This is a genomic window from Thiocapsa sp. C2-2m (assembly GCF_041903745.1).
GTDB lineage: Bacteria > Pseudomonadota > Gammaproteobacteria > Chromatiales > Chromatiaceae > Thiocapsa > Thiocapsa roseilacustris.
On record NZ_JBBWVD010000017.1, the window covers coordinates 89,816 to 115,620 of the forward strand.

Annotated in this window: 25 protein-coding genes and 1 pseudogene; 16 read left to right on the top strand and 10 right to left on the bottom strand. The window is 63.9% G+C overall.

Annotation, left to right across the window (positions count from 1 at the left end; genetic code table 11):
- Positions 1-118: 118 nt before the first annotated feature.
- The 3 genes from AADX97_RS14690 to AADX97_RS14700 are packed head-to-tail and all read left to right on the top strand — an operon-like array spanning position 119 to position 2,725.
- Positions 119-1,243: a hypothetical protein gene (locus AADX97_RS14690; protein WP_374234086.1), complete on the top strand. Its 1,125-nt coding sequence runs from the start codon at positions 119-121 to the stop codon at positions 1,241-1,243.
- Positions 1,240-2,166, top strand: a complete 927-nt coding sequence (locus tag AADX97_RS14695) for a hypothetical protein (RefSeq protein ID WP_374234087.1) — start codon at positions 1,240-1,242, stop codon at positions 2,164-2,166. The genes AADX97_RS14690 and AADX97_RS14695 overlap by 4 nt, the downstream gene beginning before the upstream one ends.
- A 58-nt stretch (positions 2,167-2,224) precedes the next feature.
- Complete coding sequence (locus tag AADX97_RS14700; protein WP_374234088.1) at positions 2,225-2,725, top strand: very short patch repair endonuclease; 501 nt, start codon at positions 2,225-2,227, stop codon at positions 2,723-2,725.
- Between the two features lie 156 nt (positions 2,726-2,881).
- On the opposite strand, the gene AADX97_RS14705 is transcribed toward AADX97_RS14700, so the two are convergent.
- On the bottom strand, positions 2,882-4,432 hold the full coding sequence (locus tag AADX97_RS14705) for a glycosyltransferase family 39 protein (protein WP_374234089.1): 1,551 nt from the start codon (positions 4,430-4,432) through the stop codon (positions 2,882-2,884).
- A gap of 207 nt (positions 4,433-4,639) precedes the next feature.
- On the opposite strand from AADX97_RS14705, the gene AADX97_RS14710 reads away from it, so the two are divergent.
- Entirely contained in the window at positions 4,640-5,785 is a 1,146-nt protein-coding gene (locus AADX97_RS14710; protein ID WP_374234090.1) for a glycosyltransferase family 2 protein, read from the top strand.
- 187 nt (positions 5,786-5,972) lie between these two features.
- On the opposite strand, the gene AADX97_RS14715 is transcribed toward AADX97_RS14710, so the two are convergent.
- The 3 genes from AADX97_RS14715 to AADX97_RS14725 are packed head-to-tail and all read right to left on the bottom strand — an operon-like array spanning position 5,973 to position 6,606.
- Positions 5,973-6,137 carry a hypothetical protein gene (locus AADX97_RS14715; RefSeq protein ID WP_374234091.1) on the bottom strand — a complete coding sequence of 55 codons (165 nt, stop codon included), beginning with the start codon at positions 6,135-6,137 and terminating at the stop codon, positions 5,973-5,975.
- A complete protein-coding gene (locus tag AADX97_RS14720; protein WP_374234092.1) occupies positions 6,134-6,346 on the bottom strand; it encodes a hypothetical protein in 213 nt (70 codons plus the stop codon). The genes AADX97_RS14715 and AADX97_RS14720 overlap by 4 nt, the downstream gene beginning before the upstream one ends.
- A gap of 23 nt (positions 6,347-6,369) precedes the next feature.
- Positions 6,370-6,606, bottom strand: a complete 237-nt coding sequence (locus tag AADX97_RS14725; protein ID WP_374234093.1) for a hypothetical protein — start codon at positions 6,604-6,606, stop codon at positions 6,370-6,372.
- Between the two features lie 358 nt (positions 6,607-6,964).
- Between AADX97_RS14725 and AADX97_RS14730 the strand changes: the two genes are divergently transcribed.
- From AADX97_RS14730 to AADX97_RS14745, 4 genes are all read left to right on the top strand, one after another.
- Positions 6,965-7,300: a linear amide C-N hydrolase gene (locus AADX97_RS14730; protein WP_374234096.1), complete on the top strand. Its 336-nt coding sequence runs from the start codon at positions 6,965-6,967 to the stop codon at positions 7,298-7,300.
- Between the two features lie 160 nt (positions 7,301-7,460).
- Positions 7,461-8,372 (top strand): LemA family protein, encoded by a 912-nt coding sequence (locus tag AADX97_RS14735; RefSeq protein ID WP_374234097.1) that lies wholly within the window; start codon positions 7,461-7,463, stop codon positions 8,370-8,372.
- A 34-nt stretch (positions 8,373-8,406) separates the two neighbouring features.
- Positions 8,407-9,729, top strand: a complete 1,323-nt coding sequence (locus tag AADX97_RS14740; RefSeq protein WP_374234098.1) for a TPM domain-containing protein — start codon at positions 8,407-8,409, stop codon at positions 9,727-9,729.
- Between the two features lie 14 nt (positions 9,730-9,743).
- Positions 9,744-10,067 carry a hypothetical protein gene (locus AADX97_RS14745; RefSeq protein WP_374234099.1) on the top strand — a complete coding sequence of 108 codons (324 nt, stop codon included), beginning with the start codon at positions 9,744-9,746 and terminating at the stop codon, positions 10,065-10,067.
- A 123-nt stretch (positions 10,068-10,190) separates the two neighbouring features.
- Here AADX97_RS14745 and pstS read toward each other — a convergent pair whose 3' ends face one another.
- From pstS to AADX97_RS14765, 4 genes and pseudogenes are all read right to left on the bottom strand, one after another.
- Positions 10,191-11,222, bottom strand: a complete 1,032-nt coding sequence (gene pstS / locus AADX97_RS14750) for a phosphate ABC transporter substrate-binding protein PstS (protein ID WP_374234100.1) — start codon at positions 11,220-11,222, stop codon at positions 10,191-10,193.
- A gap of 423 nt (positions 11,223-11,645) precedes the next feature.
- Positions 11,646-11,882, bottom strand: a pseudogene (locus tag AADX97_RS14755) (lipocalin family protein); the annotation flags it as partial.
- 108 nt (positions 11,883-11,990) lie between these two features.
- Positions 11,991-12,329, bottom strand: a complete 339-nt coding sequence (locus AADX97_RS14760) for a response regulator (protein WP_374234101.1) — start codon at positions 12,327-12,329, stop codon at positions 11,991-11,993.
- A 27-nt stretch (positions 12,330-12,356) separates the two neighbouring features.
- Positions 12,357-12,608 (bottom strand): hypothetical protein, encoded by a 252-nt coding sequence (locus tag AADX97_RS14765; RefSeq protein ID WP_374234102.1) that lies wholly within the window; start codon positions 12,606-12,608, stop codon positions 12,357-12,359.
- Positions 12,609-12,914: 306 nt separating this feature from the next.
- On the opposite strand from AADX97_RS14765, the gene AADX97_RS14770 reads away from it, so the two are divergent.
- The 3 genes from AADX97_RS14770 to AADX97_RS14780 all read left to right on the top strand — a co-directional run bounded on the left by AADX97_RS14770 (position 12,915) and on the right by AADX97_RS14780 (position 15,290).
- Positions 12,915-13,556, top strand: coding sequence for a hypothetical protein (locus AADX97_RS14770; RefSeq protein ID WP_374238616.1), 642 nt, complete (start codon positions 12,915-12,917; stop codon positions 13,554-13,556).
- Positions 13,553-14,179: a YbhB/YbcL family Raf kinase inhibitor-like protein gene (locus tag AADX97_RS14775; RefSeq protein ID WP_374234104.1), complete on the top strand. Its 627-nt coding sequence runs from the start codon at positions 13,553-13,555 to the stop codon at positions 14,177-14,179. The genes AADX97_RS14770 and AADX97_RS14775 overlap by 4 nt, the downstream gene beginning before the upstream one ends.
- 286 nt (positions 14,180-14,465) lie before the next feature.
- Positions 14,466-15,290 carry a M48 family metallopeptidase gene (locus AADX97_RS14780; RefSeq protein WP_374234105.1) on the top strand — a complete coding sequence of 275 codons (825 nt, stop codon included), beginning with the start codon at positions 14,466-14,468 and terminating at the stop codon, positions 15,288-15,290.
- 163 nt (positions 15,291-15,453) lie between these two features.
- On the opposite strand, the gene AADX97_RS14785 is transcribed toward AADX97_RS14780, so the two are convergent.
- Complete coding sequence (locus AADX97_RS14785) at positions 15,454-16,326, bottom strand: sulfurtransferase (protein WP_374234106.1); 873 nt, start codon at positions 16,324-16,326, stop codon at positions 15,454-15,456.
- Positions 16,323-17,375, bottom strand: a complete 1,053-nt coding sequence (locus tag AADX97_RS14790; RefSeq protein ID WP_374234107.1) for a homocysteine S-methyltransferase family protein — start codon at positions 17,373-17,375, stop codon at positions 16,323-16,325. Before AADX97_RS14790 ends, AADX97_RS14785 begins: the two co-directional genes overlap by 4 nt.
- Before the next feature lie 72 nt (positions 17,376-17,447).
- Here AADX97_RS14790 and rlmH point away from each other — a divergent pair, with 72 nt between their 5' ends.
- The 5 genes from rlmH to AADX97_RS14815 all read left to right on the top strand — a co-directional run bounded on the left by rlmH (position 17,448) and on the right by AADX97_RS14815 (position 25,769).
- Complete coding sequence (gene rlmH / locus AADX97_RS14795) at positions 17,448-17,927, top strand: 23S rRNA (pseudouridine(1915)-N(3))-methyltransferase RlmH (RefSeq protein WP_374234108.1); 480 nt, start codon at positions 17,448-17,450, stop codon at positions 17,925-17,927.
- A 489-nt stretch (positions 17,928-18,416) separates the two neighbouring features.
- Positions 18,417-19,046 carry a nucleoside triphosphate pyrophosphatase gene (locus AADX97_RS14800; protein WP_374234109.1) on the top strand — a complete coding sequence of 210 codons (630 nt, stop codon included), beginning with the start codon at positions 18,417-18,419 and terminating at the stop codon, positions 19,044-19,046.
- Positions 19,047-19,151: 105 nt separating this feature from the next.
- Positions 19,152-20,606 carry a ribonuclease G gene (gene rng, locus AADX97_RS14805; RefSeq protein WP_374234110.1) on the top strand — a complete coding sequence of 485 codons (1,455 nt, stop codon included), beginning with the start codon at positions 19,152-19,154 and terminating at the stop codon, positions 20,604-20,606.
- Positions 20,607-20,628: 22 nt separating this feature from the next.
- Positions 20,629-24,720 carry a YhdP family protein gene (locus tag AADX97_RS14810; RefSeq protein ID WP_374234111.1) on the top strand — a complete coding sequence of 1,364 codons (4,092 nt, stop codon included), beginning with the start codon at positions 20,629-20,631 and terminating at the stop codon, positions 24,718-24,720.
- A 218-nt stretch (positions 24,721-24,938) separates the two neighbouring features.
- On the top strand, positions 24,939-25,769 hold the full coding sequence (locus AADX97_RS14815; protein ID WP_374234112.1) for a carbon-nitrogen hydrolase family protein: 831 nt from the start codon (positions 24,939-24,941) through the stop codon (positions 25,767-25,769).
- Positions 25,770-25,805 lie beyond the last annotated feature (36 nt).

Below are 25,805 nucleotides of genomic sequence, written 5' to 3' on the forward strand. Positions count from 1 at the left end.
ACAATTGCTTATAGCCGACTGCCTGAGCTGTGATCCTGAGCGAACCTAACCGTAATATTCAATGTACAAGATTTTGAGTGAGGGTTTAGATTAGACATCCTCCTCCGGAACATGAGCAATGGCCATTCATAATCAAATTCAATTTGCAGAGCTAGGCGAGCTTTTCCTAGATCCGTTGAACCCTCGTCTCGGTCGCTCCAACACGAACCCTGAACAGAGCCAAGACGGAGTTCTTGAACTCATGCGAGATTGGACGCTTGATGAGCTCGCCGTTTCCTTTCTCGAGAGTGGCTACTGGCCCCAGGAAGCGATGATTTGTGTTCGTGAGGAGCTATACGGAAAGGAGAGTCTGGTTGTTGTTGAGGGTAATCGGCGCCTTGCAGCAATTAGGTATCTAAAGAGAGCATTTGATGGCGAGCCGCTGTCACGTAAATGGAAATTGCTGATCGATGGCGCTACTCGTCCCGATGAACTATTCTCGCGAATACCTTATATCCTTGCTGACGAACGAGGTGACGTAGATGCATTTCTCGGTTTCCGGCACGTAACAGGTATAAAAGAGTGGAAGCCTGCTGAAAAGGCGGAGTACATAGCGAAACTCATCGATCAACGAGGTATGTCGTATGAGGAGGTTATGCGTGCTATCGGGAGTAAGACCGAGCCCGTCCGCCGAAACTATATCGCTTTTCGTGTGCTGAGGCAGCTAGAGCAGCTTGAGGAGGAGGACATCTCTCTCCAGCATGTTGAGGAGCGTTTTAGTGTTCTATATCTGTCACTTCGTGAACCAGGAGTCCAAGATTTTCTTGGGGTCAATGTTCGGGCGAGCCCCGAGGAGGCGCAGCATCCGGTGCCGGATGTGAAAATTAGGATTGGTAATCTCGCGAACTTTGTCCGGTGGTTGTTTGGCACGGACAAGCAGGATCCTCTGTTCACCGATTCTCGAAATGTTGGCAAGTTTGGGAAGATCTTGGAAAGTGAAGTTGCGGTCGACTACCTAAAAAGCACGGATCACCCCAGCTTCGATCTGGCAATTCAGAAGGCTGGCGCTGAAGAGTCCGAGATCATCGAACTGGTGAAGTCTGCTACGGATAGCATTGAGCTAGCATTGGGCCGAGCGCATCTCTACCGCGGATCCGCGGATCTGAAGAAAGCTGTTGCTCGACTAGGCTCAGGAGCTATAGAACTCCTTCGCAGATTTCCAGAAATCCATAAAGAGCTGATAAAGGATGACTGCAAAAAATGATCCGCATACCAATGAGCGGAATGGCGGCGTCTGTTAGAGTCCATAACTGTGATCTCGCTGTGGCTTGCGACTGGATCGAGAGTTGGGTCCTCTTCTGTGATGAGGAGGTCAGCTGGTCCGATATTCGGGATGTCCTTCTTGAGCAACAAGTATACCGTGATCAGGATTTCGCTGACGAGTTCATCGCCTCGATGTGGCGTGAGCTCCGCCAAAGGATAACTTGGCTAGAAAAATCATCTCCTATTCGGATGGAAGGTGATCGTCTGACGCCCAAGATAACTGCTAAAGAGGCGGTAGCTTATGCATTCATGCTCACAGTTTCCCTTGCTCCACATTTCCGTGAGTGGAGTAAACATTTTGGTGCCGACTATACGCTTCAAGGAGAGCTTTTTGAGCGACTAGTTGAAGATGCCTTCTCATCGATATTTCCAGGGTGGATAGTTTATCGGACGGGGTGGTCGACCGACAATACGTCTAAACTGAGTGATGTGCTGAATAAGCTAGCAGAAGCGATTGGGGCGGGTGTTGGAGATATCGAAAAGTGGGCAAGCGCAAGGGCCAACGAATGCGGCTTGGATCTTGTCTGCTTTCGGCAGTTCGCTGATAGTCGTCCGGCCATTCCGATCTATCTGGCCCAGTGTGCGACGGGTTCGAACTGGACTCATAAGCTCGACACCCCGAATACAAAGACTTGGAGCCGGCTCATCGAATTTCCTCAGACACCAGGCAAGATTTTCGCGATTCCTTTCGCACTGGATAGTAGAGGGCATTTTCAGCGCAGTAACCACTCCGATGCAGTCTTATTAGACCGGTATCGTCTTTTGTATGCAGGCGAGTCTAATGCCGAATGGCAGTCACAGACATTTCGTAGCCTTGCAAACCAGTGGCTGGAGCCCAGAATCGAGTGGTTACGTGATGACTGAACAAGAGGCATACAAGTACGTCCTGGCTTGATTGCTTTCCGACGGATGGGTCGACGTCTTGACACACTCAGTTATAGCTCTTAGCGGGAGTTCAAGAGAGCCGAGCCTGACGAAAGCGCCAAGCTTTGCGGGTCGAAGGACTGCCTCTGCGGTCGCCTCGCGCACCAAACAGCGTAACCGTAAGGTCGGTACAAAGGCCGAGATCGCCCTGCGCCGTGCGCTTTGGGGGCGAGGCTTACGGTATCGGGTGCACCGGAACGACCTCCCCGGATGCCCGGACTTGGTCTTTCGGCGCCGGCGCGTTGCCGTTTTCGTGGACGGCGATTTCTGGCACGGACGGGATTGGGAGGAACGCAGGGAGCGTCTGCGATCCGGCCACAATGCGCCCTATTGGCTGGCGAAGATTACCTACAATCGGGACAGAGACATTCGGAACAATACCCTCCTCTCCGAGCTCGGTTGGCGAGTCCTTCGGCTCTGGGAGACGGATGTGCTGAAGGATCCGGACAGTGCCGCGCGCTTGGTTGCAGACGCGTTGGGGGCTGAGCCAGCTTGCTGACTGGCGTTGCAGAAGAGAGATCGTACCGTCCCTCGCGCGGGCGCGTCATCGCAAGTCCTTGGTGTACGCTCGGTGGCCGGAATGATGGCCAGTCCCGAAGAGCTTCAAGGCGGATCCTTTCGGGCCAGGCGCCCGCCCGAGTAGGGATATCCGGCCTTACCCCTCTGGAATGTACCGATACAGATTCCAAGTGTGCAGAGGGCGCGGGCAGGGCGCTTCCGCGGCTTCGCTCAGCGGCTGCCCGGCGCAATTGAAGAGTCTGCGGTGGGTGTCGCTGCGAAAACCCGCGATGGCCGGCGGCGCGCCGAATCCGGAGACGAGCCAGAAAGGTACGTCGACGGATTCGGGGTCTAGCCTTGGTGCGATTTGTCCGCGCAGATACTCGGAGGGTCGGGTGAGGCCGGGCCACTGGGTCGTGGTGCCCGAGTCCGGCGTGTAAAAACGCAGCATCGCCGTCGATTGATACCGGTCGGCATAGACGGGCTCATCGAGCGTGCCGGCGATCTTGGCCAACTCTCGATATCCATGGGTCTCGCGCAGGACGCGATTCTGACTATCTCCGAGCGGTAGCGCAGCCGTCGCCGCGTGGAACGCATAGAGACTCAGGAGCAGCAGGTTGCCCAGAGCGGCGGCGATGACCCAGGGGCGCAGATTGCGCAGCAGCAAGGCCGCCAAAGGCGCCGCCGAGATCAAGTAGACGGCCGGCCAATTCGGCTCCACCTCGCTGCCGGTCGCGACCAGGGCGAAGAATCCCAAGGGGAAGAGGGTTGCAGCCCACAACAGGGCCTTGGCGTGACGAGCGAGTGTCCCGGCCATCTCCTGGCTTGGCTCGTTGTTTCGCGCCCGGTTGATAAAAGGCGCAAGGAGCAGGGGAACCGCGATCAGTCCCCAGAACGCAAGCTGGGTGCCGAGATAACCCGAGAGGCTGCTCAATCGCTCGCCGACCGATTGGGGCCCGACGTGCGCGATGGCGCCGGGCGTGCCGACCGGCAGGTCGCCGACCTCGGTCGAGAAGCCGTGGCCGAACTGAAAGCGCATCGTCAGCCACTCGTTCTGCTGATTCCAGAGGATGTTCGGCGCGAAGACCAGCAGCGCGAAGAGTCCGCCGAGGTAGGGCCAGCGCGTACGCAGCGCGCGCGGGTCGCTGAAGAGGATGGCCAAGAGCAGCACCGGTCCGATCAGGACCATGGTGTATTTCCCCAGCAGACCGAGACCGACCGCTGCACCGGCGGTGAGCCAACGTCGACGCTGGCCGGCAAGCGCACGCTCGCTTTCGTGCAGGGCCAGCGCCCAGGCCAGGCCCAGCACCGTGTCGGGCGTGGTGATGATGCCGCCGGCGAATCCTGGAATGGTCGCGAAGACCAGGACCAGCGCCATGGCCAGATCGCGCGGCGCCGTGAGACCGCAGTTGCGGAAGAAGCGTGCAAGGACGAGCAGCGTCAGAGCGCCGGCGATCAGTGTCCCCGCGCGCGCGGCGAGCGCCGACCCCGGGGCGAGCCAGGTGCCGATGCCGAGCAGTGCCACACCCGGCGGATGATCGAAATAGCCCCAAGCAAGGCTGCGTGCCCAGTCGAAGTAATAGGCTTCGTCCTGCGTGACCGGCAGGATCGCGGCGACGCCCAGCCGCCAGGCGGTCATGGCCGCGATCAGGGCGAGCAAGATGCCCCACGCCTGACGGGGTGTATCGATGCCTCGGGTCGTTTCCATGGTCTCGTGACTCGCTGCGTGGTCTGATTCGACGGATCTGGTCCGGGCCGTGATCGGTCGAGGTGGCGGGGACACGATCGCGTTAGAATAAAACGTCTTCGGATCCCGGTCCTGCCGTCTCGTCACTGTTCCGGCGTCCGCGGCCGGCAGTCTACTTGAAAGGCACGCTCCGCAGGTTCCTTACCTCGACGAATCGACCCTCCGCTCATGGCCAACAGGATCTCCGATCAGCCGATGCCCCAGCACAACTGCCGTCCGCCCGAGTTGGCCGTCATCGTCCCGACCTATCAAGAAGCGGACATGGTGGACGAGGTCGTCCGGCGGGTCGAGGCGGTGTTGCAGGGGATCGACTGGGAGCTGGTCTTCGTCGACGACGACTCGCCCGACGGGACTTCGGACCGGGTCCGCGCGATTGCGCGACAGGATCCGCGTGTCCGGTTGGTGCAGCGCATCGGCCGACGCGGACTCTCGTCGGCCTGCATCGAAGGCATGATGTCGACCGCAGCGCCATTCATGGCGGTGATGGACGGCGACCTCCAGCACGACGAGACCCTTCTGCCCAAGATGCTCGAGGTGATCAAGGCGGAAAACCTGGACATCGTGGTCGGCAGCCGCTACGTCTCCGGCGGGGGCATGGGAGACTGGAATGCCCGTCGGCAATCCATGAGCCGGTTTGCGACCCGGATCGGCCAGTACCTAATCCATGCGGAACTCCAGGATCCGATGAGCGGGTTCTTTCTGGTGCGTGCCTCGGTCGTCCAGAGGTGCGTGCGGCGACTCAGCGGGGTCGGCTTCAAGATCCTGCTCGACATCTTCGCCGAAGCCGAGCATCCCCTGCGCTTTCGCGAGCTGCCCTATACCTTCCGCGCGCGTGAGGCCGGCAGCAGCAAGCTCGACAACGCGGTCCTTTGGGAATATCTGCTGATGCTGACCCAGAAGCTGATCGGTCCGGTCATCCCGGTGCGCTTTATCGCCTTCTCGGCGATCGGCGGGCTCGGTGTCTTCGTGCATATGGCCGTGCTTTGGCCCATGCTGACCCTGCTCGGGACGGGCGCCTTCCTGATCAGCCAGGCCGCCGCGACGCTGGTCGCCATGACCAGCAACTTCTTTTTGAACAACATCCTGACCTACCGCGACATGCGTCTGCGCGGCCCACAGCTGATCTGGGGTTGGCTCTCCTTCGTCGCCGCCTGCAGCGTCGGCGCCCTAGCCAACGTCGGCATCGCCAACTATCTCTTCCAGGGCGGGCACTCCGGCTGGTTCCTCTCGGCGCTCGCCGGGATCCTGGTCGGTGCGGTTTGGAACTATGCAGTGACTGCCGTCTATACCTGGAAGAGGCCGCGGGCGGCGTAGGTCTGCGGACCTTTCTCCGTCCGCTGTTCAGGGGTGATGACGATCGGCGGCAGATCGAGATCCAAGGTGATTTTTCCGAAGTAAATCCCGGCGCGTAGGTGCGAATTTATTGAGCGCCGAGCCCTATCGGACTCCGGAAAACGGGGGGACTGCCGGAATCGATCTACGGGTCCAGCCGCCTTGGAGGCTAGGGCGATGCATCCACGAGCGTGAGGGCGGGTCCGCGCGGATCGGGGTCGTGACGCAAGACCAGGCCGGAGCTGCTCCCCTTGGCCTGATGTTTCATCGCGGCGATGATCCGGCTCTGATTGTCGACGCTGCCGAAGTCATCGCCGGGCCGGATTTCGATCACGGCCGCGTTTGATCGTGGCTGAAAATGCCTCCAGCAGCCGCTCGGCGGAAGAGAAAGATGTCGACCACCGGACAGGGTCGGGCAAAATCCCGTAGAGAACGGCTGAATGCGGGGTTGACGATGAGCTCGCGTCCGTAGTTGGAGTAGATGTACTCCTTGATATCGACCTCGTGGATCAGACCTAGCGGACGTTCGGCGTCGTCCAGCACGGGAATGACCTGATGGACCCGAGTCAGGCGAAACGCCTCGAACGTGACTTTGACGCAGGCGTCGACCGCGAGCGGGGGATGCGTTCCAGACAGTCCTGGATCAGCGCAAGATCTCCGTGCGAATGACGCCGGTCGCGCCTGTTGATCTGGATGATCTGTTCGTAGCTGGGACGCAGCGCATCGATGCTCAACTGCGGGTCGGCGATCAGAAGCCCCTGGACCACAGATGCATTCCGGGCGTCGATGCGGTTGACCGTCATGCGTGTACCGCTTCCATGGTCATCCTCAATGGATTCGAAAGTATGCAACCGTAAGTAAGGTGGTTCGGTGACCTGGCTCCATGGCAGATCCTTGCCGCGGTGGTGACTTTCGCGAGCGCGGTGCCATGTATCGCCCGTACGATCAGCAGACCGAGTGGTCCACGCTCGCGTGGGCTAAACAACCTCTGACGGTTCTACAAAGGTGTATCGGCCGCTACTTGGCATGGAACGGTGGCGCGGAGACTGCCAGATGGCTGGGGTCATTTGCAGGGGCGCGATCTGTGCGATGTCACCCCCAAGAAATCGCGGTGTTCGGGTTCATCTTGAGCGGCACAGGCCTTCAGGATCAGCCCCGAGTGTGCCCGGTGGAGTTGAACCTTCCGATCGTTTTGTGCGCGCTGCGGTATTTCTTGAAACACTGCCCGAACCCAAAGATAATGCCGAAGCGTTATCCTGTTTGTTCAGTGTGATCCGCGCTGTCTCTGTTCCATTCGGGGCGATTGATCGATTACTTGCAGAAACCGAGACCTCCCCGACTTGGTGGGTCTCAATCCTCGACTTGACCAATCGTATCGACTACTTCAACGATACACATAGCCTCAACGTCATTCGGGTGGACCTGAAAGCCTTGGGTTTTTCGGCTGGAAGGCCACTGGAGTTTCTCGACCCCGGGCGGACATCACGGGAGATGTAACGGAGAGATTTCTGTCGACCCCCTGAAAACGCAAGTCGGTCGAGTCAGGGACTATTCGCCGTCGTCTTGGTCTTGGCGCTCAGTGCGACGGCACGCGTCCGGATCGCGCATTCGTCGATGTCGGTTGCAGAAGGTCAGCACATCATCAGGGATCGCATCAATGAGCTCGAAGGACCAGGTCTCAAGCATCTCGGCGGCCCGCGCGCCGCCGTCCGGACATGGCGCTGAAGGTCGAGCGGATCAGCTTGCCGGCCCCGCCAAGCGCACTCCCCATCCTCGGCTGCGGTTGGCGGCGGTCGCCGCTCTGCTCGCTGCGGTGACCTTTTTGGGCCTGCTATTGGTTGTCGACGGCCGGGGTGGTGATCCGCTTGGCGCGATTCAGGACGTTCGTCAAACCATCAATACCATCGAGGGAGTCGGCGCCATGAATCGTGCTGCATCCAGCTCTATCAGTGTTGTCCTTTTTGCATTGCCGGTCATCTTGGGTCTCCTCTATTTCGTTTGGCTCTACAACGGCATCGTCGGACGCGAGGAGGCTGTCTACAATGCATGGGCCGATGTGGAAAGTACTTATAAGCGCCGCGCCGATCTGGTGCCGAACCTGGTCAATGCCGTACGGAGTTATATGGAGCACGAGCGCACCACGCTGACCGAGGTGACGGACCGGCGCGATGCGGTCGGCGAGGCACTCGATGCACTGGTCGCGCAGCAAACGGCGGCCGCGGATGCCTTGCGCGCGGCTACACCCGACAGCGAGCAGGGTGTGGCCATGCTCGGGGCGAGTCAGTCGGCCTTGCTGAATGGACTGCGCGGCGTCATGGCAACGGTGGAGGCCTATCCGGATTTGCGCTCGGCCGATCAGTTCTTGGCTCTACAGGCAGAGCTCGAGGGCACCGAGAACCGCATCAATGTGGCGCGGCTGCGCTTCAACGAGGCCGTACAGGATTTCAACGGCGCCATTCGTCGCTTGCCTGGATCCCTGGTGGCCGGGATCGGACAGTTTCAGCGTAAGGCTTACTTTACCGCCGACGCAGGTGACGAGCAGGCTGTTCAGGTCAGGATCGAGCACTGATCGACTTCGAACCAGGTAAGACAGCGAGGCTGATATGCAGCGCATCGTCGCCATCACATTGCTGGTCTTGGTCCTGTCCGGAGCACTGACGGCCGGGCTCAAACTCTTGAACATGGTTTCCGGAGAGACAGCTCGGTCGGCCGAGATGGTATGGGACGAGGCCGGGCTGCTGAACGAGGCCCAGAAGGCGTTCATCGGTCGCTACCACCAGATTCTGCTCATCGACTTCGATATCGATCTTCGGGTGTTGACGGAATCAGGCGAGCAGGACATTGCGCAATCGGCGGTCAAGGCGTTCGCGCGGAGCGGTGTCGGTACGCTGAGCGAGACCGGGCGCGGGCTCTTGCTCCTCATCATGCCCGATAGCGACAAGGTGCGGCTCGAAGTGTCCGAGGCGCTGGAGCCGGTGTTTACCGATACCTTTGCAGCCTACGTCCAACAGCGGCAAATGGTGCCCTTCTTCCAGTCCGATCGGGTGGCGGAGGGTATTCTCGCGACCACCGAGCTCCTGTATTCCCGGGCACTCGAAGCCCAAGCGGGCGAGAGTTTCGATCCCCGCAAACTGGACGCGGCGTCATCCGGAGCCGGAGCGCAGACTGCGGCGCGTATCGGGGAGGGTTACGACGCCGCCCCGTTCCGGCAGCAGTCGGGGCAGGTGAGCGCCGGCGGTGCTCCGCTGGCGACCGTGCAAGCCTATCTGGACGCCATGGCCAATCGCGACGCGAGGACCGACCTGCCGATCTACTCCGAGGCGACGCGGCGCATGTTGGCGGACTGGACAGTGACGCCGGCCCAGATGGACAACATCACCCGGGTCTATCAAGCGTGCAGCGCACCTGAATTGCGTCGAACGCCGGGGAACGTTCATGCGGTGCTTCGCTACCCGGTCGGCGAGCGCCGTTGCGCGCCCTGGTTCCTGGTGCTGGAAGGGGATGAGTGGCGTCTGGACCTGACCATGATGCAGAAGGCCGTTGGTTTCAATCATCGCAACGAATGGCATTTTGTTCCCGGCATCACACACGACTACGCGGATACCTTTGCCGATCTGGTTCTCGACGATCATGGGTTCCCGCATGAGAGGCCGCGGCAGCGCTGGTCATTGTCGTTGAGTACCAAGCCCATCGATGATCGCGTTCAAACACGGGTGACATGGGTCGGAGCCGGATCGCCGGCCGAAAAGATGGGCTTTCGCGTCGGAGACCGCCTCCTGCAGTGGGATGAGATCGAGGTGGAATACGCCGGTCAGGTTTCGGATCGTCTTTCTTCGGTCGAGGAGGGCGAGGTTGTCACCGCGGTGATCGAGCGGGATGGACAGCAGCGGAGGCTGCGCATGGCGGCCCCGCCACGTGTCGACTGATCCAATAAAACGCCGTGGTCACCTGCGAGGTGCTGCTCGCGTCGGCCTGCCTGCCGCAGATGTTCCAGGCTATCGAGATCGATACCGAAGCCTATCGGGATGGCGGCTCTGCGGGCAACCCGACTATCTTGCCGCTGGTGCGCGAGTGCACCGTGCACGACTGCATTCTGGTGCAGATCAGCCCGGTCGAGCGCCCGGGTACCCCGCAGGCCGCCCAGACCTTCCTTACCGAACACGGCGCCGGCCTCGGTGTGCGCGCGAGCTATGACCTCTCGAGGCTGCTCGATGACTATGTACGCTCGCGATGGCCAGCGGCGCCTCGCGTCGTCGGCTCCTGATCAGTTCAGGTACGGGCGCCGGAGGCTGCGTGTAATTTCCCCTCTAGGGCCGAGGTGATGACTGCGACCCTCGGGGGTATCGCCGACGACGATACCCCCGCGAGGTGGCGTCGCCGGCTGCGACTACTGGATGTCGGGGACCTGCGCAAGGACGCGCTTGATCAAAACCTCGGGCAGCGGGATATAGCCTAGCTCCTCGGCCATGCCTTGTCCGTCCGCCATGGCCCAGGTGACGAAGTTGCGCAGGGCTTCAGCGACCCGGTCGTTGCCGTGGCTCCGGAAGAACAGCATCCAGGTGAAGGTGGCGATGGGATAGGCCGCCGGGTCGGATGGATCGGTCACCCAAATCCGCAGGTCATCGCTGGAGAGGTCGGCACTCGCGAGGGCGGCCTGCCCGGCCCCAGCGCCCGGTCCTACGAACTTGCCGGAAGCGTTCTCGAGCATCGCCATGGGCGAGTTGGTCTGGGTCGCGAAGAAGTACTCGATATAGCCGATCGCGCCGGGCGTTTGATTGACCTGGGCGGTGACGCCGTCGTTGCGCGGTGCTCCCACGATATTCGGCTGCGTCGGCCAAGGTACCGAGGTCCCGGTACCGACCTTGGTGCGGAACGACTCGCTGATGGCGCTCAGGTGCTGGGTGAAGACAAAGGTCGTGCCCGAGCTGTCCGAGCGGCGGACGACCGTAATCTGTCGATCGGGGAGCGTCACGTCGGGATTCGCGGCGACGATCCGCGGGTCATTCCAGCGCGTCACCTCGCCGGAGAAGAGGAGCGGGTAGACATCCCGCGGCAACCGAAGCGTGCTCACGCCGGGAAGGTTGTAGGCGAGAACGATCTCCCCGGCGGTCATCGGCAGTATGACAACGCCGCCCCGTACCTCCGCGATCTCGGCGTCGGTCATCGCGGCATCGCTGGCAGAGAAATCGACCGTGCGATTGATGAGGTTCCGCACCCCGGCCCCGCTGCCGACCGACTGATAGTTAATTCGGACCCCGGAGGTGATTCGGTTGTAGTGCCGAAACCAAGCGGAATAGAGCGGAAAGGGGAAACTGGCCCCGGCTCCGTTGATTCGAACCTCCTGCGCCACGGTGGGCGTCGTCCAGGTCAGATTTGCAATCACTGCAAGCGCAAAGGCTGCGACATGATAGGGACGCATAGCTCGGGCTCCTCGACAGGGTTGATAGCCTCGCCTAGGTTGGGAACGTGCCGGAACCTGGACGCGGTGTTGACCGACGGTCGTCAAGACGTCGGTTCCGCCTCATCCTCTCACTTGGGCGTGAAGCCTTCGTGACACGTCCTCGGACGACTGAAAATCGACGTGACCTCGGCGAAGTGCTGAGCGCGTTGTCCCGTTCCCCGGCACACGACGCCGGAGACCGGGACAACGCGAGCCGGGGATTCCGATTCGCCCCTCCCCGCGCAGGGAGGCATTTACCGATCATCATCCCTGGCAGTGGTGGCCGGTGCGACGCTGGGCGGGGGGAACGATGAGCGCGCCAGTCTCGAAACCGACCGCCCGTGCCGTGGCGATCAGATCCTCCAGGATCACGGCCGGTAATTGCGGTTGCCGGGCGAGGATCTACAAATACTCCCGCGTTGGCCCCGAGGTCATCGCCCAGCGGTTCTCGGGGTCCAACTCGAAGACGTGATAGCCACCGGAGAAGGGGTCGAAGAAACTGACCTCGAGGCTGGCGATGTTCGGCGTGGACTGGAAGTAGGCGCGGCCCTCGGCCGTCTTCCAGACGTCCTTATCGTAACCGCGGTTGAGCACCGCAAGACCTCCGTCTTCGCGTCGGCTGTCGGTGGGGGTCACCTGCTCTGGACCTCGCCGCCCCGGTTCCCACTAAGTCCCGCGACGAGACGTTCTGCGAGGTCGTCGCTACCGCGACCGCGTCGGGCTGCAGGAACCCGTCATGGCTTCGGTTCAACCCACGGCGGGCGGAGGCTCCGCGACGTCGGTCACCATCCCGAGCCACGGCTGCAGCGCGGCGAACAACGCCCTGTGCTCCATCGGCTTCTGCAGCACCGCATCTTGCCCTGCGCAGGGCTTACGTCCCTCGGCGGAGGATCCGCCGACGAGTCCGACGATCGGCAGATGGCTGGCGTCGCCAAGCCGTTGCGCACGGATGTGTCGGGTGACCCTAAAGACATCCATGTCCGGTAGCGAGTCGTCCATCAGTAGGACATCGATGTTTCTCTGGGCGCACCGTGCGATGGCCTCGGCACCGCCGGAGACACACTCCTCGACCGTCGCCGCGAGCACCACCTCGGCGCCGGACCTGGCCTCGAATCAGGATCCCGATGCGCTTAAACAGATTCCGCTCCACAGCAGGTGCAAGCGCCTGCGGTCCAGCGCAAACCACCGCTCCGTCGCACGCGTCTTGCGCGAGCGCAGCATACCGCCACGGCGCTCCGCTGCGGGTCCCGAGCACACGACCACCTCCTCGACCAGCCGCGCGGGCGAGACAGGCTCGATCCAAGGCTCGACACGCCCGACGAGAAGGCGTGTGCCTTCGAGCAGGATGTTGAGGGATCCGAGCATTCACGGCCGGGATCGGGACTTGACCGTCAAGGCGTCGGACTCTAATTTCCCCGAGGCGTTGATGTCCAACGCTCGCCGAGATTCCGAATGGCCGAGAAGCGCGATCCGAAAGACCTGTCCGGCGAGCGCTGGCTCCGGGGGCATTGCCGGTCATCTTCGGCGGCATCCTGACCGGTCTCGCGACCTTGGTCGCCTCGACCTCGTTTGCTGCCCTGATCTTCGGCGGGGAGCTGGCGCCGTTCGTGGCCCGCGGCATCGGCATCGCCTTGTTCGCGGCAGTGGTTGCCGTCCGCCGTCTACGGGTTGGTGAAGATCATCCAACTGCGCGTACCGCGCGCCGCCACGGTCACGACGGACTGCGACGTCGGGGTCTATCGCCTCCGCGCCGAGGCCTCGGCGCGGATGGAGCAGGAGGCGTCCGAGATCGCGATGGTCTTCCATCGTTTCATGATGGAGATGACGGCCGATCGCTTTATGCCTCCGAACATCGCCGTGAAGACCACCATGGATCAAAAGGGCATCGGGATCGCGACGACGGTGACGCGGTTGCTTTGCCTGGCACGGAAGTTCAGCCTGCCTTCGAGCGTGGTCGGACGTTCCTTTCGCGCCACTGTTTGCGCTGTTCCTGGCCGTCAAGACGACCCGTTGCGTCAACGGAGCGCTCATCTACCTGCTGCGGGCGTTGGCAGTCTTGCGGGGACCGGCATCCTGTTGCCTGCAGGCTGTGCAGCACGCCGCCGCGCGCTTGCTTGGCGATTCAGGGTGCCGAACCGCCGCTGTCAGGTCCGCAGACAACCCCTTCGGTCAACCACTTCCGGTAGCCGCGACTACCATCGCGCACAAGCCGCTGAGGCGTGGGCCCAAGGTGGCCTTGCGACACGCGGCCCTCGGGCTGACCATTGGAGTCATCTGCTGCTGCCATCACTACGACCGAGAGGACCACGATGAACTTGTTCAGTACCAGCTTCAACGAGGGCGAGGCGATTCCCGCCCGCTATGCGTTTGCCCGGATCGCGCCGGAGACGCACATCGCCCTGTCCGACAACCTCAATCCCCATCTGGCCTGGACCGATGCCCCGGCGCAGACGGGTTCCTTTGTGCTGATCTGTCATGATCCCGACGTCCCGAGTCGGGGCGACGACGTCAATCAAGAGGACCGTTCGGTTCCGATGTCATTGCCTCGGGTCGATTTCTTCCATTGGACCCTGCTGGATATCCCGGCCGGCACCACCGAGATCGCGGAGGGCCGTCACGCCCGGGGCGTGACCCCGCGGGGTAAGTCCGGACCGGCCGCGCCAGACGGGCTGCGCCATGGCCTGAACGACTACACGGGGTGGTTCGCTGCCGATGCGGAGATGGTCGGCGCCTACTTCGGTTACGATGGTCCCTGTCCGCCATGGAACGACGAGCGGCTTCACCACTACGTGATCACCCTGTACGCCCTTGATGTGCCGGCCTTGGAGGTCACCGGCGACCTCGACGGCAACAGCGTGCGCCGGGCGCTGCAGGGGCATATTTTGGCCACGGCCACCCTGAGCGGCACCTACAGTTTGAACCCGTCCGTCTGCTGAGGGTCGCGCTTCGCGCTGGCGTCGCGCGCCGCTGGGGTGAGGTGCCCGTGCTTCCCGGTGTCTCGGACGACCGCCGATGGGTCAACCATGCGGCGGTCATCCTCTTACACCATCGCCATCGTATGCAAGCCAACGGATCGAGTCCGCCCACGCCGTTGTGTAAGAGCATGGTCGACGGGGCGCCAACGAGCTTTGCCGACCTGCCGTGCCGACATCCGACGGGAATGATCCGATGCGCGCGATCTGCGATCATACCCCCGAAGCCCCGCATCACCGACGTCACGCCATGCACACACCTCGCCCCCATCCGTTGCGCTCGCTCCTCTTCCCGGTCCTGCTCTCGGCCGCCTTGCTCGGTGGCGGGTGCGAGGAGTCCCCCACGGGACGCAAGCAGGTCACGTTGGTGCCTGAGGCGCAGATGACCGCGCTCGGTGAACGCAGCTTCGAGGATCTACTGCGGACCCTGCCGCTGAACGACGACCCTCGTGTGCGTGCCTACGTCGGCTGCGTCGCCGAGGCGTTGGTGGACGCCCTGCCGCAGCCACACGGGCGTTGGTCGATCGCCGTCTTCGACGACCCCACGCCCAATGCCTTCGCGCTGCCCGGAGGGAAGATCGGCGTGCATATCGGCATGCTGAGTGTCGCCCGCACGCCCGACCAGCTCGCCGCCGTCATCGCCCATGAGATCGCGCATGTGCTGGCGGCCCACTCCAACGAGCGCTTGACCCAGGAGCTCGCGGTCCAGGGCGGGCTGATGCTGGTGGATCTGTTCGCCGAGGAGCCGGGGAGTCTCCAGCACGAGGTGCTGCGCCAGGCGCTGGGCATCGGCGCCGAGTATGGCCTGCTGTTGCCCTACAGCCGAACCCACGAGCGCGAGGCCGATCGCATCGGCCGCGATCTGATGGCCGGGGCCGGCTTCGATCCCCGAGCCAGCGTCACGCTCTGGCGGAACATGGCCGCCGCCGGCGGGGGCCAGCCGCCGGCCTTCCTCTCCACCCATCCATCCCACGACAATCGTATGGAGGAGCTGGCCGAGGGCATGGAGGAGGCCGTCGAGATCTACCGCCAAGCCCGTGCCGCCGGGCGTCAGCCCAGGTGCACGCCGCCGTGAGGCGGACGTCGGAGACCTCGATGCCGACCCGGGCGAGCTCCGACCCCATTCTCTTGATGCCGGTTGCCCTGTCTGCATCGCGGCCGAGCAAAACGGCGGGCACTGAGACCCGCGCAACCCCGGTACCGGCGATGCCGGCGCCAGGGTTTCGGCTCGCACCGTCTCAGTCCAGCCCTGTCGCCACCGGTCGCTCGGGTGACCGGATCCATTCACTCCAAGATCCTGCATAGAGTCGCGAGCCATGGAGTCCGGCGAGCTCCATCGCCAAGAGGTTGTGGCAGGCATTCACACCCGAGCCGCAGCTGTGGACGACGGATGACGCGGGAGCCTGGCCGATCGCTCGGGTGAAGCGTTCGCGCAGACGCTCCGCGGTGAGGAACCGGCCGTCCGCCCCCAGGTTGTCCGTCAGCGGCAGATTGAGCGCGCTGGGGATGTGGCCCGCTATCGGATCGATGGGCTCGTGGTCACCACGAAAGCGCTCGGGGGCGCGTGCGTCGATGAGGACCAGCCGGTCCGCGGTCAGATCGGCGGCGAGCGCGTCGGTGGTGATCCATCGGGTGTCGTCGGGTCTTGCGGTCAGCTCAACTTCCTCATGACGAGGGACCTCGTGCGTCAGCGCGCCGCCCGCGGCGATCCAGGCTTGGAGCCCTCCGTCGAGCAGGGCGACGCTGTCGTGCCCGATCCAACGCAGCAGCCACCACAGCCTGACCGCGAATCCGCCGCCCGCATCGTCGTAGACGACCACGCGAGTCCACGTCGAGACGCCGCAGTCGCCGAGCCAGGCGGCGAGGCGCGCTGGATCGGGCAAGGGATGGCGTCCGGTCTTCGGACCGATCGGGGAGGACAGGTGCGCGTCGAGATCGGCGTAAGCGGCCCCCGGAAGATGGCCCTCCGCATAGGCTCGACGTCCCGCTTCCGGGTCGGCCAGCGAGAAGCGACAGTCAAACAGACGCAGGTCCGGGTCTTCGAGCCCGGCGAGCAAGCTCTGCGCGTCGACGAGGTTATTGCGGACGTGGTTTTTCTGGGCGCCGTTCAAGCGTTGAATGCCTCGAGCCCGGACAAACGCATCCGGTGATTTCCTTCGACCGGGCGGCGCGGTGTCTTCCCGTACACGGCATGCGCGATGGCGCGGATATGATCGGGCGTGCTCCCGCAGCAGCCGCCGATGATGTTGAGGAACCCCGACTGCGCCCACTCTTGGATCTGCTCGGCCATCTGATCGGGCGTCATGTCGTAACCGCCCATCTCGTTGGGCAACCCGGCGTTCGGATGAAAGGTGGTGAAGGACTCGGCGACGCGTGCCATATCCTCGACGTGCGGTCTGAGGAGGTCCGGGCCCAAGGCGCAGTTGAGCCCGATGGCGAAGGGCTTGACGTGGCGAAGGCTGTTGTAAAAGGCCTCGACGGTCTGGCCGGAGAGGGTCCGCCCGGAGGCGTCCGTAATCGTGCCAGAGATCATCACCGGCAGGATAACGCCATCTTCCTCGAAGACCTGATCGACCGCGAACGCGGCGGCCTTGGCGTTGAGCGTGTCGAAGATGGTCTCGATCAGGATGATGTCGACATCCGCGGCGATGAGCGCTCGGGTCGTCTCGGCATAGACCTCGACGAGCTCGTCGAAGTGGGTGTTGCGGGCGCCTGGGTCGTTGACGTCCGGCGAGATGCTGGCGGTCTTGCTGGTCGGGCCTAAGACACCGGCAACGAACCGCGGCTTGTCCGGGGTCTTGAGGGTCCAGGCGTCGGCCACCTCGCGCGCCAGTCGCGCCGCGGCGGTGACGATCTCTGCGGTATAGTCCTGCAGACCATAGTCGGCCTGGGAGAGACGATTGCCGTTGAAGGTGTTGGTCTCCAAGATGTCGGCGCCGGCCTCCAGATACTCCTCGTGGATCGCGCGAATCACCTCGGGCTTGGTCAGCGACAGCAGATCGTTGTTGCCCTTGAGGTCCGAGGGCCAATCCTTGAACTGCTCGCCGCGATAGTCGGCCTCTTCGAGTCGACAGCGTTGGATCATGGTCCCCATGGCGCCGTCCAGGATGAGGATGCGTCGGTTCGCGAGGTCGGTGAGTCGGGTGCGTGAGTCTGGCATGATGGCAATGATTCGAGAATCGATGAAGATGGCGTTCGAGTATAGCGGGTCATTCCGAACGCTCGCGAGCCGATGCGCGTCCGTCTGATCGCGGTCGGACGGCGAATGCCCGCCTGGGTGGAGTCCGGTTATGCCGAATATGCCAAGCGTTTGCCCTCCGAGTGTGGGCTCTCCGTGGTCGAGATCGAGCCGGGCCAGCGCGGCAAGGGCCGCGGAGCGGAGCGAGCCCGCGCGGAGGAAGGCACCCGCATGTTGAAGGCGATTCCGAAAGGCGCGCGGGTCGTGGCGCTCGACGGGGCGGGCGAGTCCTGGAGCACCGAGGCCCTGGCCGAGCAGTTGCGGACCTGGCTGGGCGGCGGTCGCGATCTGGCCTTGCTGGTCGGCGGCCCGGACGGCTTGGCCGAGCCCTGCTTGGCGCGGGCCGATCAGCGATGGTCCCTGTCCCGGCTGACCTTTCCGCACCCGCTGGTGCGGGTCATCGTCGCCGAGCAGCTGTATCGCGCCTGGACGCTGGTGCAGGGGCATCCGTACCATCGCGGCGGCGGAGAGTGACGCTGTGAGGTGTCAGCTGTCACCTCCTCCAGCCCCCAGCCATGAGCGGTGAGCACACATCATCTTAGGCGAATTTCGGAAACCTTCCTGCCAAGGGCGTAGGTTGTGCCGAGCCGTGCGAGGCACAACCAACCGTAGGCGCAAGTTGTGCTTCCTATCGTCAGCACAACCTACGGGTATGGAAGTTTGCAGAAATCGCCGAAGTGCTAAGGTGAATTCCGAAGACAGATACCAAGCCGCACACAGGTCCGAGATGCCGGCGGTGTGTTGGGCACGCTGCGCTTTGCCCAACCTACGGGGATCACCATCCCCGGAAACCGCCTAAAAGCTGATAGCTGATAGCTGATAGCTGATAGCTGATAGTTGATAGCTGATAGCTGATAGCTGATAGCTGATAGCTGACAGCTGACAGCTGACAGCTGACCGCTGATAGCTGATAGCTGATAGCTGACAGCAGGATGCCCACCGCAAACTTTGGACTCAAGAACCATGCCCCAACCCCGGGCCGCCATTGGAACCGATCACCACCTCTATCTTGCCTCGCGCTCGCCGCGGCGGCTCGCGCTCTTGGAGCAGATCGGTGTGCGTGTGGCCCTCGTCGCGGCCGAGACGGACGAGACGCGGCGGTCGGGCGAGTCGCCCGAGACCTATGTTCGGCGTGTCGCTTTGGAGAAGGCTTGGGCCGGTCGAGCCGCAGTACCCGAGGACGAACGGCGGCCGGTGCTGGCGGCGGATACGGCCGTCGTCCTCGGAGACGTGACACTCGGGAAGCCCGCGGACCGGGCGTCCGCCGCGCGTATGCTTAACGCCCTGTCCGGGCGCTCGCATCGGGTCCTGACCGCGGTGGCCCTGATCGCCAACCAGCGCGAGCTGACCGATCTAAGCGACAGCTTGGTGACCTTTCGCGCTTTGCAGGAGTCCGAGATCCTGAGCTATTGGGAAACCGGGGAGCCGTGCGATAAGGCCGGTGCTTATGCCATTCAGGGCATCGGCGCGCTCTTTATCACGAATCTGCAAGGCAGTTATTCGGGCGTGATGGGACTGCCGCTGTTCGAGACGGGGCGACTGCTCGCTTCGGCGGGGATCGAGGTGATCGGGCCGGCGTCGGGCGGATGTTGAGCGCCGCCTCGCGACGCGTCTGTAAAGCAATCGCCGCCTGTCTTTCCGGGACGAACGCAGGTAGGCTCAGAACGATATCAACACAGGCCAACGAGCGATGTTCCCGTGAGTGAAGAGATCCTGATCAATGTCACGCCGCCGGAAACCCGGGTCGCCGTGGTCGAGAACGGTGTGGTGCAGGAGATCATCATCGAGCGCGCGGAGCGTTGCGGTCTGGTCGGCAATATCTACAAGGGTCGCGTCTGTCGGGTCCTGCCCGGGATGCAGGCGGCTTTTGTGGACATTGGCTTGGATCGGGCTGCCTTCCTCCACGCCTCCGACATCATGGGGCCGCAAGGCGAGCCGCGCAGCGATCAGATCCACGAGCTGGTGCACGAGGGTGATCGGCTCGTGGTGCAGGTCGTGAAGGATCCGCTCGGCTCCAAAGGCGCGCGGTTGACGACCAACATCTCGGTGGCCTCCCGTTACCTGGTCTGTATGCCTACGCTGGCGAGCACCGGGGTCTCGCAGAAGATCGAGGACGAGGACGAGCGGCGCCGTCTGCGCGACATCCTGCAGCGCTACGTCGATGCGCACGAGGGCGAGGGTGGATTCATCGCGCGTACCGCGGCGGACGCCGTGTCCGAGGAGTCGCTGTTTCGCGACATGGCCTTTCTGGCCAAGCTTTGGCGCGGGATCCGCGAGCGCTGCGCCGCGGCGACCGAGATCGGCCTGGTGCACGACGATCTGCCGCTGGCCATGCGCGCACTGCGCGATCTGGTGACGCCCGAGGTGGAGCGGGTGCGTATCGACTCGCGGGCGATGGTCGACAAGGCCATGGCCTTCGCGACCAAATACATCCCCGAGATCAAGGAGCGCATCGACTACTACCAGGGCGAGCGCCCGCTGTTCGATCTCTACGGGGTAGAGGAGGAGATCCGCAAGGCGCTCCAGCGCAAGGTTCAGCTCAAGTCGGGCGGTCATCTGGTGATCGACCAGACCGAGGCCATGACCACAATCGACATCAATACCGGCGCCTTCGTCGGCCACCGCAATCTCGAAGAGACCATCTTCAAGACCAACCTGGAGGCGGCCCAGGCGATCTGTCGGCAACTGAGGCTGCGTAACCTCGGCGGCATCATCATCATCGACTTCATCGATATGTCCGAGGACGAGCATAAGCGCCAGGTGCTGCGTGCCTTGGAGAAGTGTCTCGCCCGCGATCACGCCAAGACCCACATCACCGAGGTTTCCTCGCTGGGCCTGGTGGAGATGACGCGCAAGCGCACGCGCGAGTCGCTTGAGCATGTGCTCTCCGAGCCTTGTCCCTATTGCGGCGGGCGCGGCTCGGTGAAGACCGCTCAGACGACCTGCTACGAGATCTTTCGCGAGATCCTGCGCGAGGCGCGCCAGTTCGAGGTCGAAACCCTGCTGGTGCTGGCCTCGCAGGAGGTCATCGACCGCCTGCTCGATGAAGAATCGGCCCATCTCGCCGAGCTCGAGGCCTTCATCGGCCGTCCGATCCGCCTCCAAGCCGAGGCGCTCTACACTCAAGAACAATACGACGTGGTTCTGATCTGAGGTCCGCCCTCGACCGTACGGCATGTCTGTCCCGCACACCCGCACAATCCGCTTCATGCGACGTCTCGTCTCGGTCGCCGTCGTGCTCGCAACGACGGGGTTGGTGTTGGTCGCACTCGCTGTTACGGCTGCTCGCTTTGCGCTCCCGCTGACCGATGCCGACAACCGCTGGGTCGCCGACATGCTCGGCGAGCGGCTTGGTTACCGGGTTCGCCTGGGCTCGGCCTCGCTGCATCTCGACTGGCGCGGCCCGCGTCTCGTCGTGCGTGACCTGCGAATGTCCGATCCCGATCCCGATCCCGATCCCGATCTCGGCCCGAACCCCGGCCCGAATCCCGAACGCACCAAGGACGTCCTTGCGCTCGATGCGTTCGAGATCGCGATCGATCCGCTGGCGTCTGTGCGGGCGGGTGTGCCGAAGATCACGGCGCTGACCTTGGTCGGATCGCGACTTGCGGTGCGTATCGACGCGCAGGGTCGTCTCCAGCTCGATGGCTTGGAGGCGCTGAGCGGGCGCGACCCGAGGGCGCTCGAGTTTCTGCTCACGCAGGCCCGTGTCGAGCTGGTGGTGGGCGAGATCCTGATGCGCGACGATCGACCGGCCCCCTCACGCGCCGGGTTGCGTCTGACGGACCTGCACCTGCGCCTTCTCAACGATGGTGACCACCACACCTTGGCCGCAACCGCGGCCCTTCACCCGATCGGTCATGCAACGGCATCGACGCGCCGGGTTCCCGGACCGAACCGTCTGAGCCTGATCGCCGATCTGGACGGCCCGGCGACCGATCCGGCCTCTTGGAGCGGCCGCGTTTACGCCGGTCTGGATGCCGGCGATCTCGACGAGATCCTCCGCGGCAACGGGTTTTCGGCGGTCTCCGTGCGCAGCGGTCGCGTCTTGCTCGAGAGTTGGTCGCGGATCGGCGCCGGGCGTCTGGAGGATTCCGTGGTCCGGGTCGATCTGAACGGCCTACGGTTGGGACCTGCCCAAGGAGCGAGCAGCCCGTCGAACCTAGGGTCGGCCGAGCCTCTGAAGGTCGCGCACTTTGGCGCGATCGCCCGGGTCAGGCCGCGCGCGGAGGGCTGGCATCTGCAGATTGGGGACCTCGCCTGGCGCATCGCCGAAGCCGATCTTCCCGGTCTCGACCTGGATCTGCGCTTGACCTCCGAGGGGCGGCCGGAGCGCCTGCGGGTGACGAGCGATCCACTCGACCTAGCCGCCGTGACCTCGGTGCTCTCCGCCTCCCCTTGGCCCTTGCCCGAGTTGCTCGCCGGACTGATCGCGGCCAAGCCGCGCGGACGTGTCGAGGATCCGATCGTGCAGGTCGATTGGGTTGCGGGACAGCCGACGCGTTGGGCGGTCGGCGTCGACGGGGACGGGCTCGGCTGGGATCGCACGGGAGCCCTTCCGGGCGTCGACGGACTCGCCGTGCGGCTGCGTGCCGACCGCGAGGGGGGTGAGGCCCGCGTGGGCTCGGTCGGGCTCGTGCTGGATCTGCGTCCGCTCTTCAGCGAGCTGCTCGCGCTCGACCGGCTGTCGACGCGGCTCGACTGGCGGATCGACGCGACCGGCGCGGTTCGGATCTCGGCGCGTAACCTGACGTTCGAGAATGCGGATCTGGCCGGCCGGGCTAGGCTCGCGCTGGATCTTCCGGCGGACGGTTCGAGCCCCCTGATGGATCTGCGCGCCAGCTTCCACGACGGCGACGGCTCGCGCGTTCGACCCTATCTCCCGGTCGGCATCATGCACCGGGATCTGGTGCGCTGGCTGGAGCGCGCCATCGTCTCCGGCCGGGTCCCGCAGGCCGATCTGATCTTCCGAGGTCCGCTCGCAGCCTATCCTTTCCGCGGGCATGAGGGGCGGTTCGAGCTGCTGCTCGAGCTCGAGGATACGGTCCTCGATTATCTCCCAGAATGGCCCGAGATCCGGGAGGCGGACGGTCGGCTTCGCTTCCTCGATCAGTCGCTGAGCATCGAGCTCGACCGCGGCCGTATCCTCGACAGTCGACTCGTGCGGGCGTTCGGGGAGATCCCGGAGCTCTGGGGAGCGCAGGGCATGACGATCGTCGGCGAAACCGAGGGGCCCTTCTCCGACGGTCTGCGCACCCTGACCGAGACCCCCTTGGCGAAGGACCTGGGACGGCTTGCCGGGAGCCTGGAGGTGACCGGGGACACGCGGCTGCGGCTCGAGATCGATCTGCCCTTCACCAAACGCAGGCAGCTGGGCGTCGCGGGTCGTTTGTCCTGGCCGAAGCCGGCAACCTTGGCGATTCGCGGTACCCCGGTCACGCTTTCACGCCTCGGCGGCGAGGTGACCTTCACCGAGAAGAGCATTGCGGCGCAGGCGGTCGAGGCGACGCTCTGGGACCGTCCGCTGAGCCTTTCGATCGCCACCCTGAACCCAGGTGTCGCGGACGCCTCGGCCACGCTGATCAAGGCGCAGGCAAGCACCCCGGTCACTGAGCTCGGTCGGCGCTTTCCGAGCCCGGCCTGGGGGCTCCTGAGCGGCGAGATCGATTGGGATCTCGACGTGACCATCCGCAATCGCGACGTCCGTGCGGCGGCGCTACCGCTTGACTATCGCCTGGCTTCGCGTCTGAACGGACTTGCGGTCGACCTGCCGGCTCCCCTGGGCAAGCGCGCCTCGGCGACGCGTGATCTCGAGCTCGTCGGTGCGCTGGTGCCCGGGAGCTCTCTGCGTGTCGCCGGTCGTCTCGGCGAGGTCGCCGGGGATCTGAGGCTTGGGCTGGGTGTCTCGCCCGCACCCGCGATGCGTGCCCATGTGCGTCTCGGGGGCGAGTCCGCGCCGTCGCCCGAGGGCGCAGGGGTGTTCCTGGACGGGCGCTTGGCCGATCTCGACCTAGTCGCCTGGCTGGGGCGCCTGGACGCGCTCTCGACCGGCAAACAGCCTGGCGAGTCGCCCCGCGCGCCCGGCGTCGACGCCTGGTTGCGCGGTGTCGATCTAAGGCTCGATCGGCTTGCGTTGGGCGGACCGCGGTTGACCGAGGTCGATCTGCGTCTGACACCGATCGACGGCGGGTCGTCGGGCAAGGGCTGGGAGGTTGCCGTGCGGGCGAACGAGCTCGCAGGCGAGATCGAGATCCCGGCAGCGGACGCGGCGCCCGTGCGTGTTGCGCTCGAGCGTCTGGATCTGCTCGCCTTTCAGGATGCGCCGGAGCGGGGTGACTCCGATCCTTCGGCTCTGCCTATTCAGGATCCGTTTCGCGGTCTGCCCCCGATCGACGTGCGAATCGCGCGGTTGAGCTGGGGCGATGCCCTGTTGGGAAGGCTGCAGCTCGAGCTGCGCCAGGACCTGCTGGGTCTTCGCCTGCCGAGCATCCGGCTGCTCGGCGAGGGGCTCGTCTCGGCCGAGGGCGAGGCCGTTTGGATGCGATCCGAGAGCGGCGGTCGCAGCGAGCTCTCGATGCACGTGGAGTCCCTCGATTCGGGTGTTCTACTCGAGGCGCTGGATTCACAGAACCGGCTTGAGGGCGCACCGATGCAGGCACAGCTCATGCTGGACTGGCCCGGTGGGTTCGACGCCTTCAAGCTGGCGCAGGCACGTGGCTTCGTCGATGTGGAGGTGGGCTCGGGCCGGCTGTTGGACGTCGAGCCCGGTGTCGGGCGGGTGCTCGGGTTCCTGAACCTGAGCGCCTTGAAGCGGCGCCTGACGATGGACTTCACCGATCTCTACGGTCAGGGCTTTGCCTTCGAGGAGATGCGGGGTCGCATCCAGGTCGCCGAGGGCAAGGCGACCCTTGACGCCTTCCTCATCGATGGCCCGGCAAGCAAGGTGATCATCGGCGGCTCGAGCGATCTGGTGAATCAGCGTTTCGAGCAGAGTGTCGTCGTGGAGCCGCGGATCGGCTCAAGCGTTGCGTTGGCCAGCGCAGTTGCGGGTGGGCCGGTCGTGGGGGCCGCCGTCTATTTGGTGGACCGCATTGCCGGCAATGCCATCGACCGCCTCGGGCGTTACCGCTACCGGGTGACCGGGCCTTGGAGCAATCCGGATGTCAGCCGGGTCGGATGGGAGCCGGCGGTCGGAGCCGAGTCCTCGCCTACGCCGACGACCGTCGACGCGCCGACGCTGCCGGCGCCAAATCACTTCCTGGATTGAGACCCACCGAGCGGGATTGTTTCAGCCGACCGGCAGGGGTGGTATCGTTCCGAATCGATAGGGTGACGGCGCTGCGCATTGGGTCGCTCGCGCATGCATGAGCGGATGTCGCGTCCACGACCCTTATCCCCCGAGTCGCCGATCGGATCGCGTCGCAGGCCGAATCGGATTGGCCCGCCCCTTCGCCTGCCGGGGCACCAGTGATTGCGGTAAAGACCATGAAGACAAAACCGAAGGTTGGAGCGGTCCAGATGGCGACCGGTCCAAACGTCAGCGCCAACCTCTTCGAGGCGGAACGCCTGATCAAGGCGGCGAAGGAAAAGGGCGCGAGTCTCGTCGTGCTTCCCGAGAACTTCGCCTTCATGGGTAAGCGCGATCAGGATCAACTGGCGCTGCGCGAAGAGGACGGCGACGGACCCTTGCAGGCGTTTCTGGCGCGGGTGGCTAAGCAGCAGGGCGTCTGGCTTGTCGGCGGGACCATCCCGTTGGCCGCCCATGACGCCAGCAAGGTTCGAGCCGCCTGTCTGGTGTTCGACGATCGCGGCCAGCGGGTGGGCCGTTACGACAAGGTGCATCTGTTCGACGTCTGTCTGCCCGAGGGCGGGGAGCGCTATCAGGAGTCGGCGACGATCGAGCCGGGGGACCGGAACCTCGTGCTCGACACGCCGTTCGGTCGAATGGGTGTCGCGGTCTGCTACGACCTGCGCTTTCCGGAGATGTTTCGCCTTATGCTCGACAGCGGCATGGAACTCCTGGCGATTCCCTCGGCCTTTACCGCCGTGACGGGGAAGGCCCATTGGGAAACCCTGGTGCGCGCCCGGGCCATCGAGAATCTGGCCTATGTGATTGCGGCGGCGCAAGGCGGCTTCCATATCAACGGCCGCGAGACGCATGGTCACAGCATGATTGTCGATCCCTGGGGCACGGTGCTTGCTCGAGTGCCGAGAGGATCGGGCTTCATCTGCTGCGCCCTGGACCACGACTACCAGGGTTCGGTCAGACGCAATTTCCCGACGATCGACCATCGTCGTTTGAAATGCCGCGCTTGAGACCGCAGTTTTGAGCCAATCAGACAGGTCGGCGGG

Bases quoted from the DNA above. Each gene is read 5' to 3' on its own strand.
- AADX97_RS14690 (WP_374234086.1), top strand. From the start codon at position 119: ATGGCCATTCATAATCAAATTCAATTTGCAGAGCTAGGCGAGCTTTTC.
- AADX97_RS14695 (WP_374234087.1), top strand. From the start codon at position 1,240: ATGATCCGCATACCAATGAGCGGAATGGCGGCGTCTGTTAGAGTCCAT.
- AADX97_RS14705 (WP_374234089.1), bottom strand. From the start codon at position 4,432: ATGGAAACGACCCGAGGCATCGATACACCCCGTCAGGCGTGGGGCATC.
- AADX97_RS14710 (WP_374234090.1), top strand. From the start codon at position 4,640: ATGGCCAACAGGATCTCCGATCAGCCGATGCCCCAGCACAACTGCCGT.
- AADX97_RS14725 (WP_374234093.1), bottom strand. From the start codon at position 6,606: ATGACGGTCAACCGCATCGACGCCCGGAATGCATCTGTGGTCCAGGGG.
- AADX97_RS14735 (WP_374234097.1), top strand. From the start codon at position 7,461: ATGAGCTCGAAGGACCAGGTCTCAAGCATCTCGGCGGCCCGCGCGCCG.
- AADX97_RS14740 (WP_374234098.1), top strand. From the start codon at position 8,407: ATGCAGCGCATCGTCGCCATCACATTGCTGGTCTTGGTCCTGTCCGGA.
- pstS (WP_374234100.1), bottom strand. From the start codon at position 11,222: ATGCGTCCCTATCATGTCGCAGCCTTTGCGCTTGCAGTGATTGCAAAT.
- AADX97_RS14765 (WP_374234102.1), bottom strand. From the start codon at position 12,608: ATGCTCGGATCCCTCAACATCCTGCTCGAAGGCACACGCCTTCTCGTC.
- AADX97_RS14775 (WP_374234104.1), top strand. From the start codon at position 13,553: ATGAACTTGTTCAGTACCAGCTTCAACGAGGGCGAGGCGATTCCCGCC.
- AADX97_RS14780 (WP_374234105.1), top strand. From the start codon at position 14,466: ATGCACACACCTCGCCCCCATCCGTTGCGCTCGCTCCTCTTCCCGGTC.
- AADX97_RS14790 (WP_374234107.1), bottom strand. From the start codon at position 17,375: ATGCCAGACTCACGCACCCGACTCACCGACCTCGCGAACCGACGCATC.
- rlmH (WP_374234108.1), top strand. From the start codon at position 17,448: ATGCGCGTCCGTCTGATCGCGGTCGGACGGCGAATGCCCGCCTGGGTG.
- AADX97_RS14800 (WP_374234109.1), top strand. From the start codon at position 18,417: ATGCCCCAACCCCGGGCCGCCATTGGAACCGATCACCACCTCTATCTT.
- AADX97_RS14810 (WP_374234111.1), top strand. From the start codon at position 20,629: ATGTCTGTCCCGCACACCCGCACAATCCGCTTCATGCGACGTCTCGTC.
- AADX97_RS14815 (WP_374234112.1), top strand. From the start codon at position 24,939: ATGAAGACAAAACCGAAGGTTGGAGCGGTCCAGATGGCGACCGGTCCA.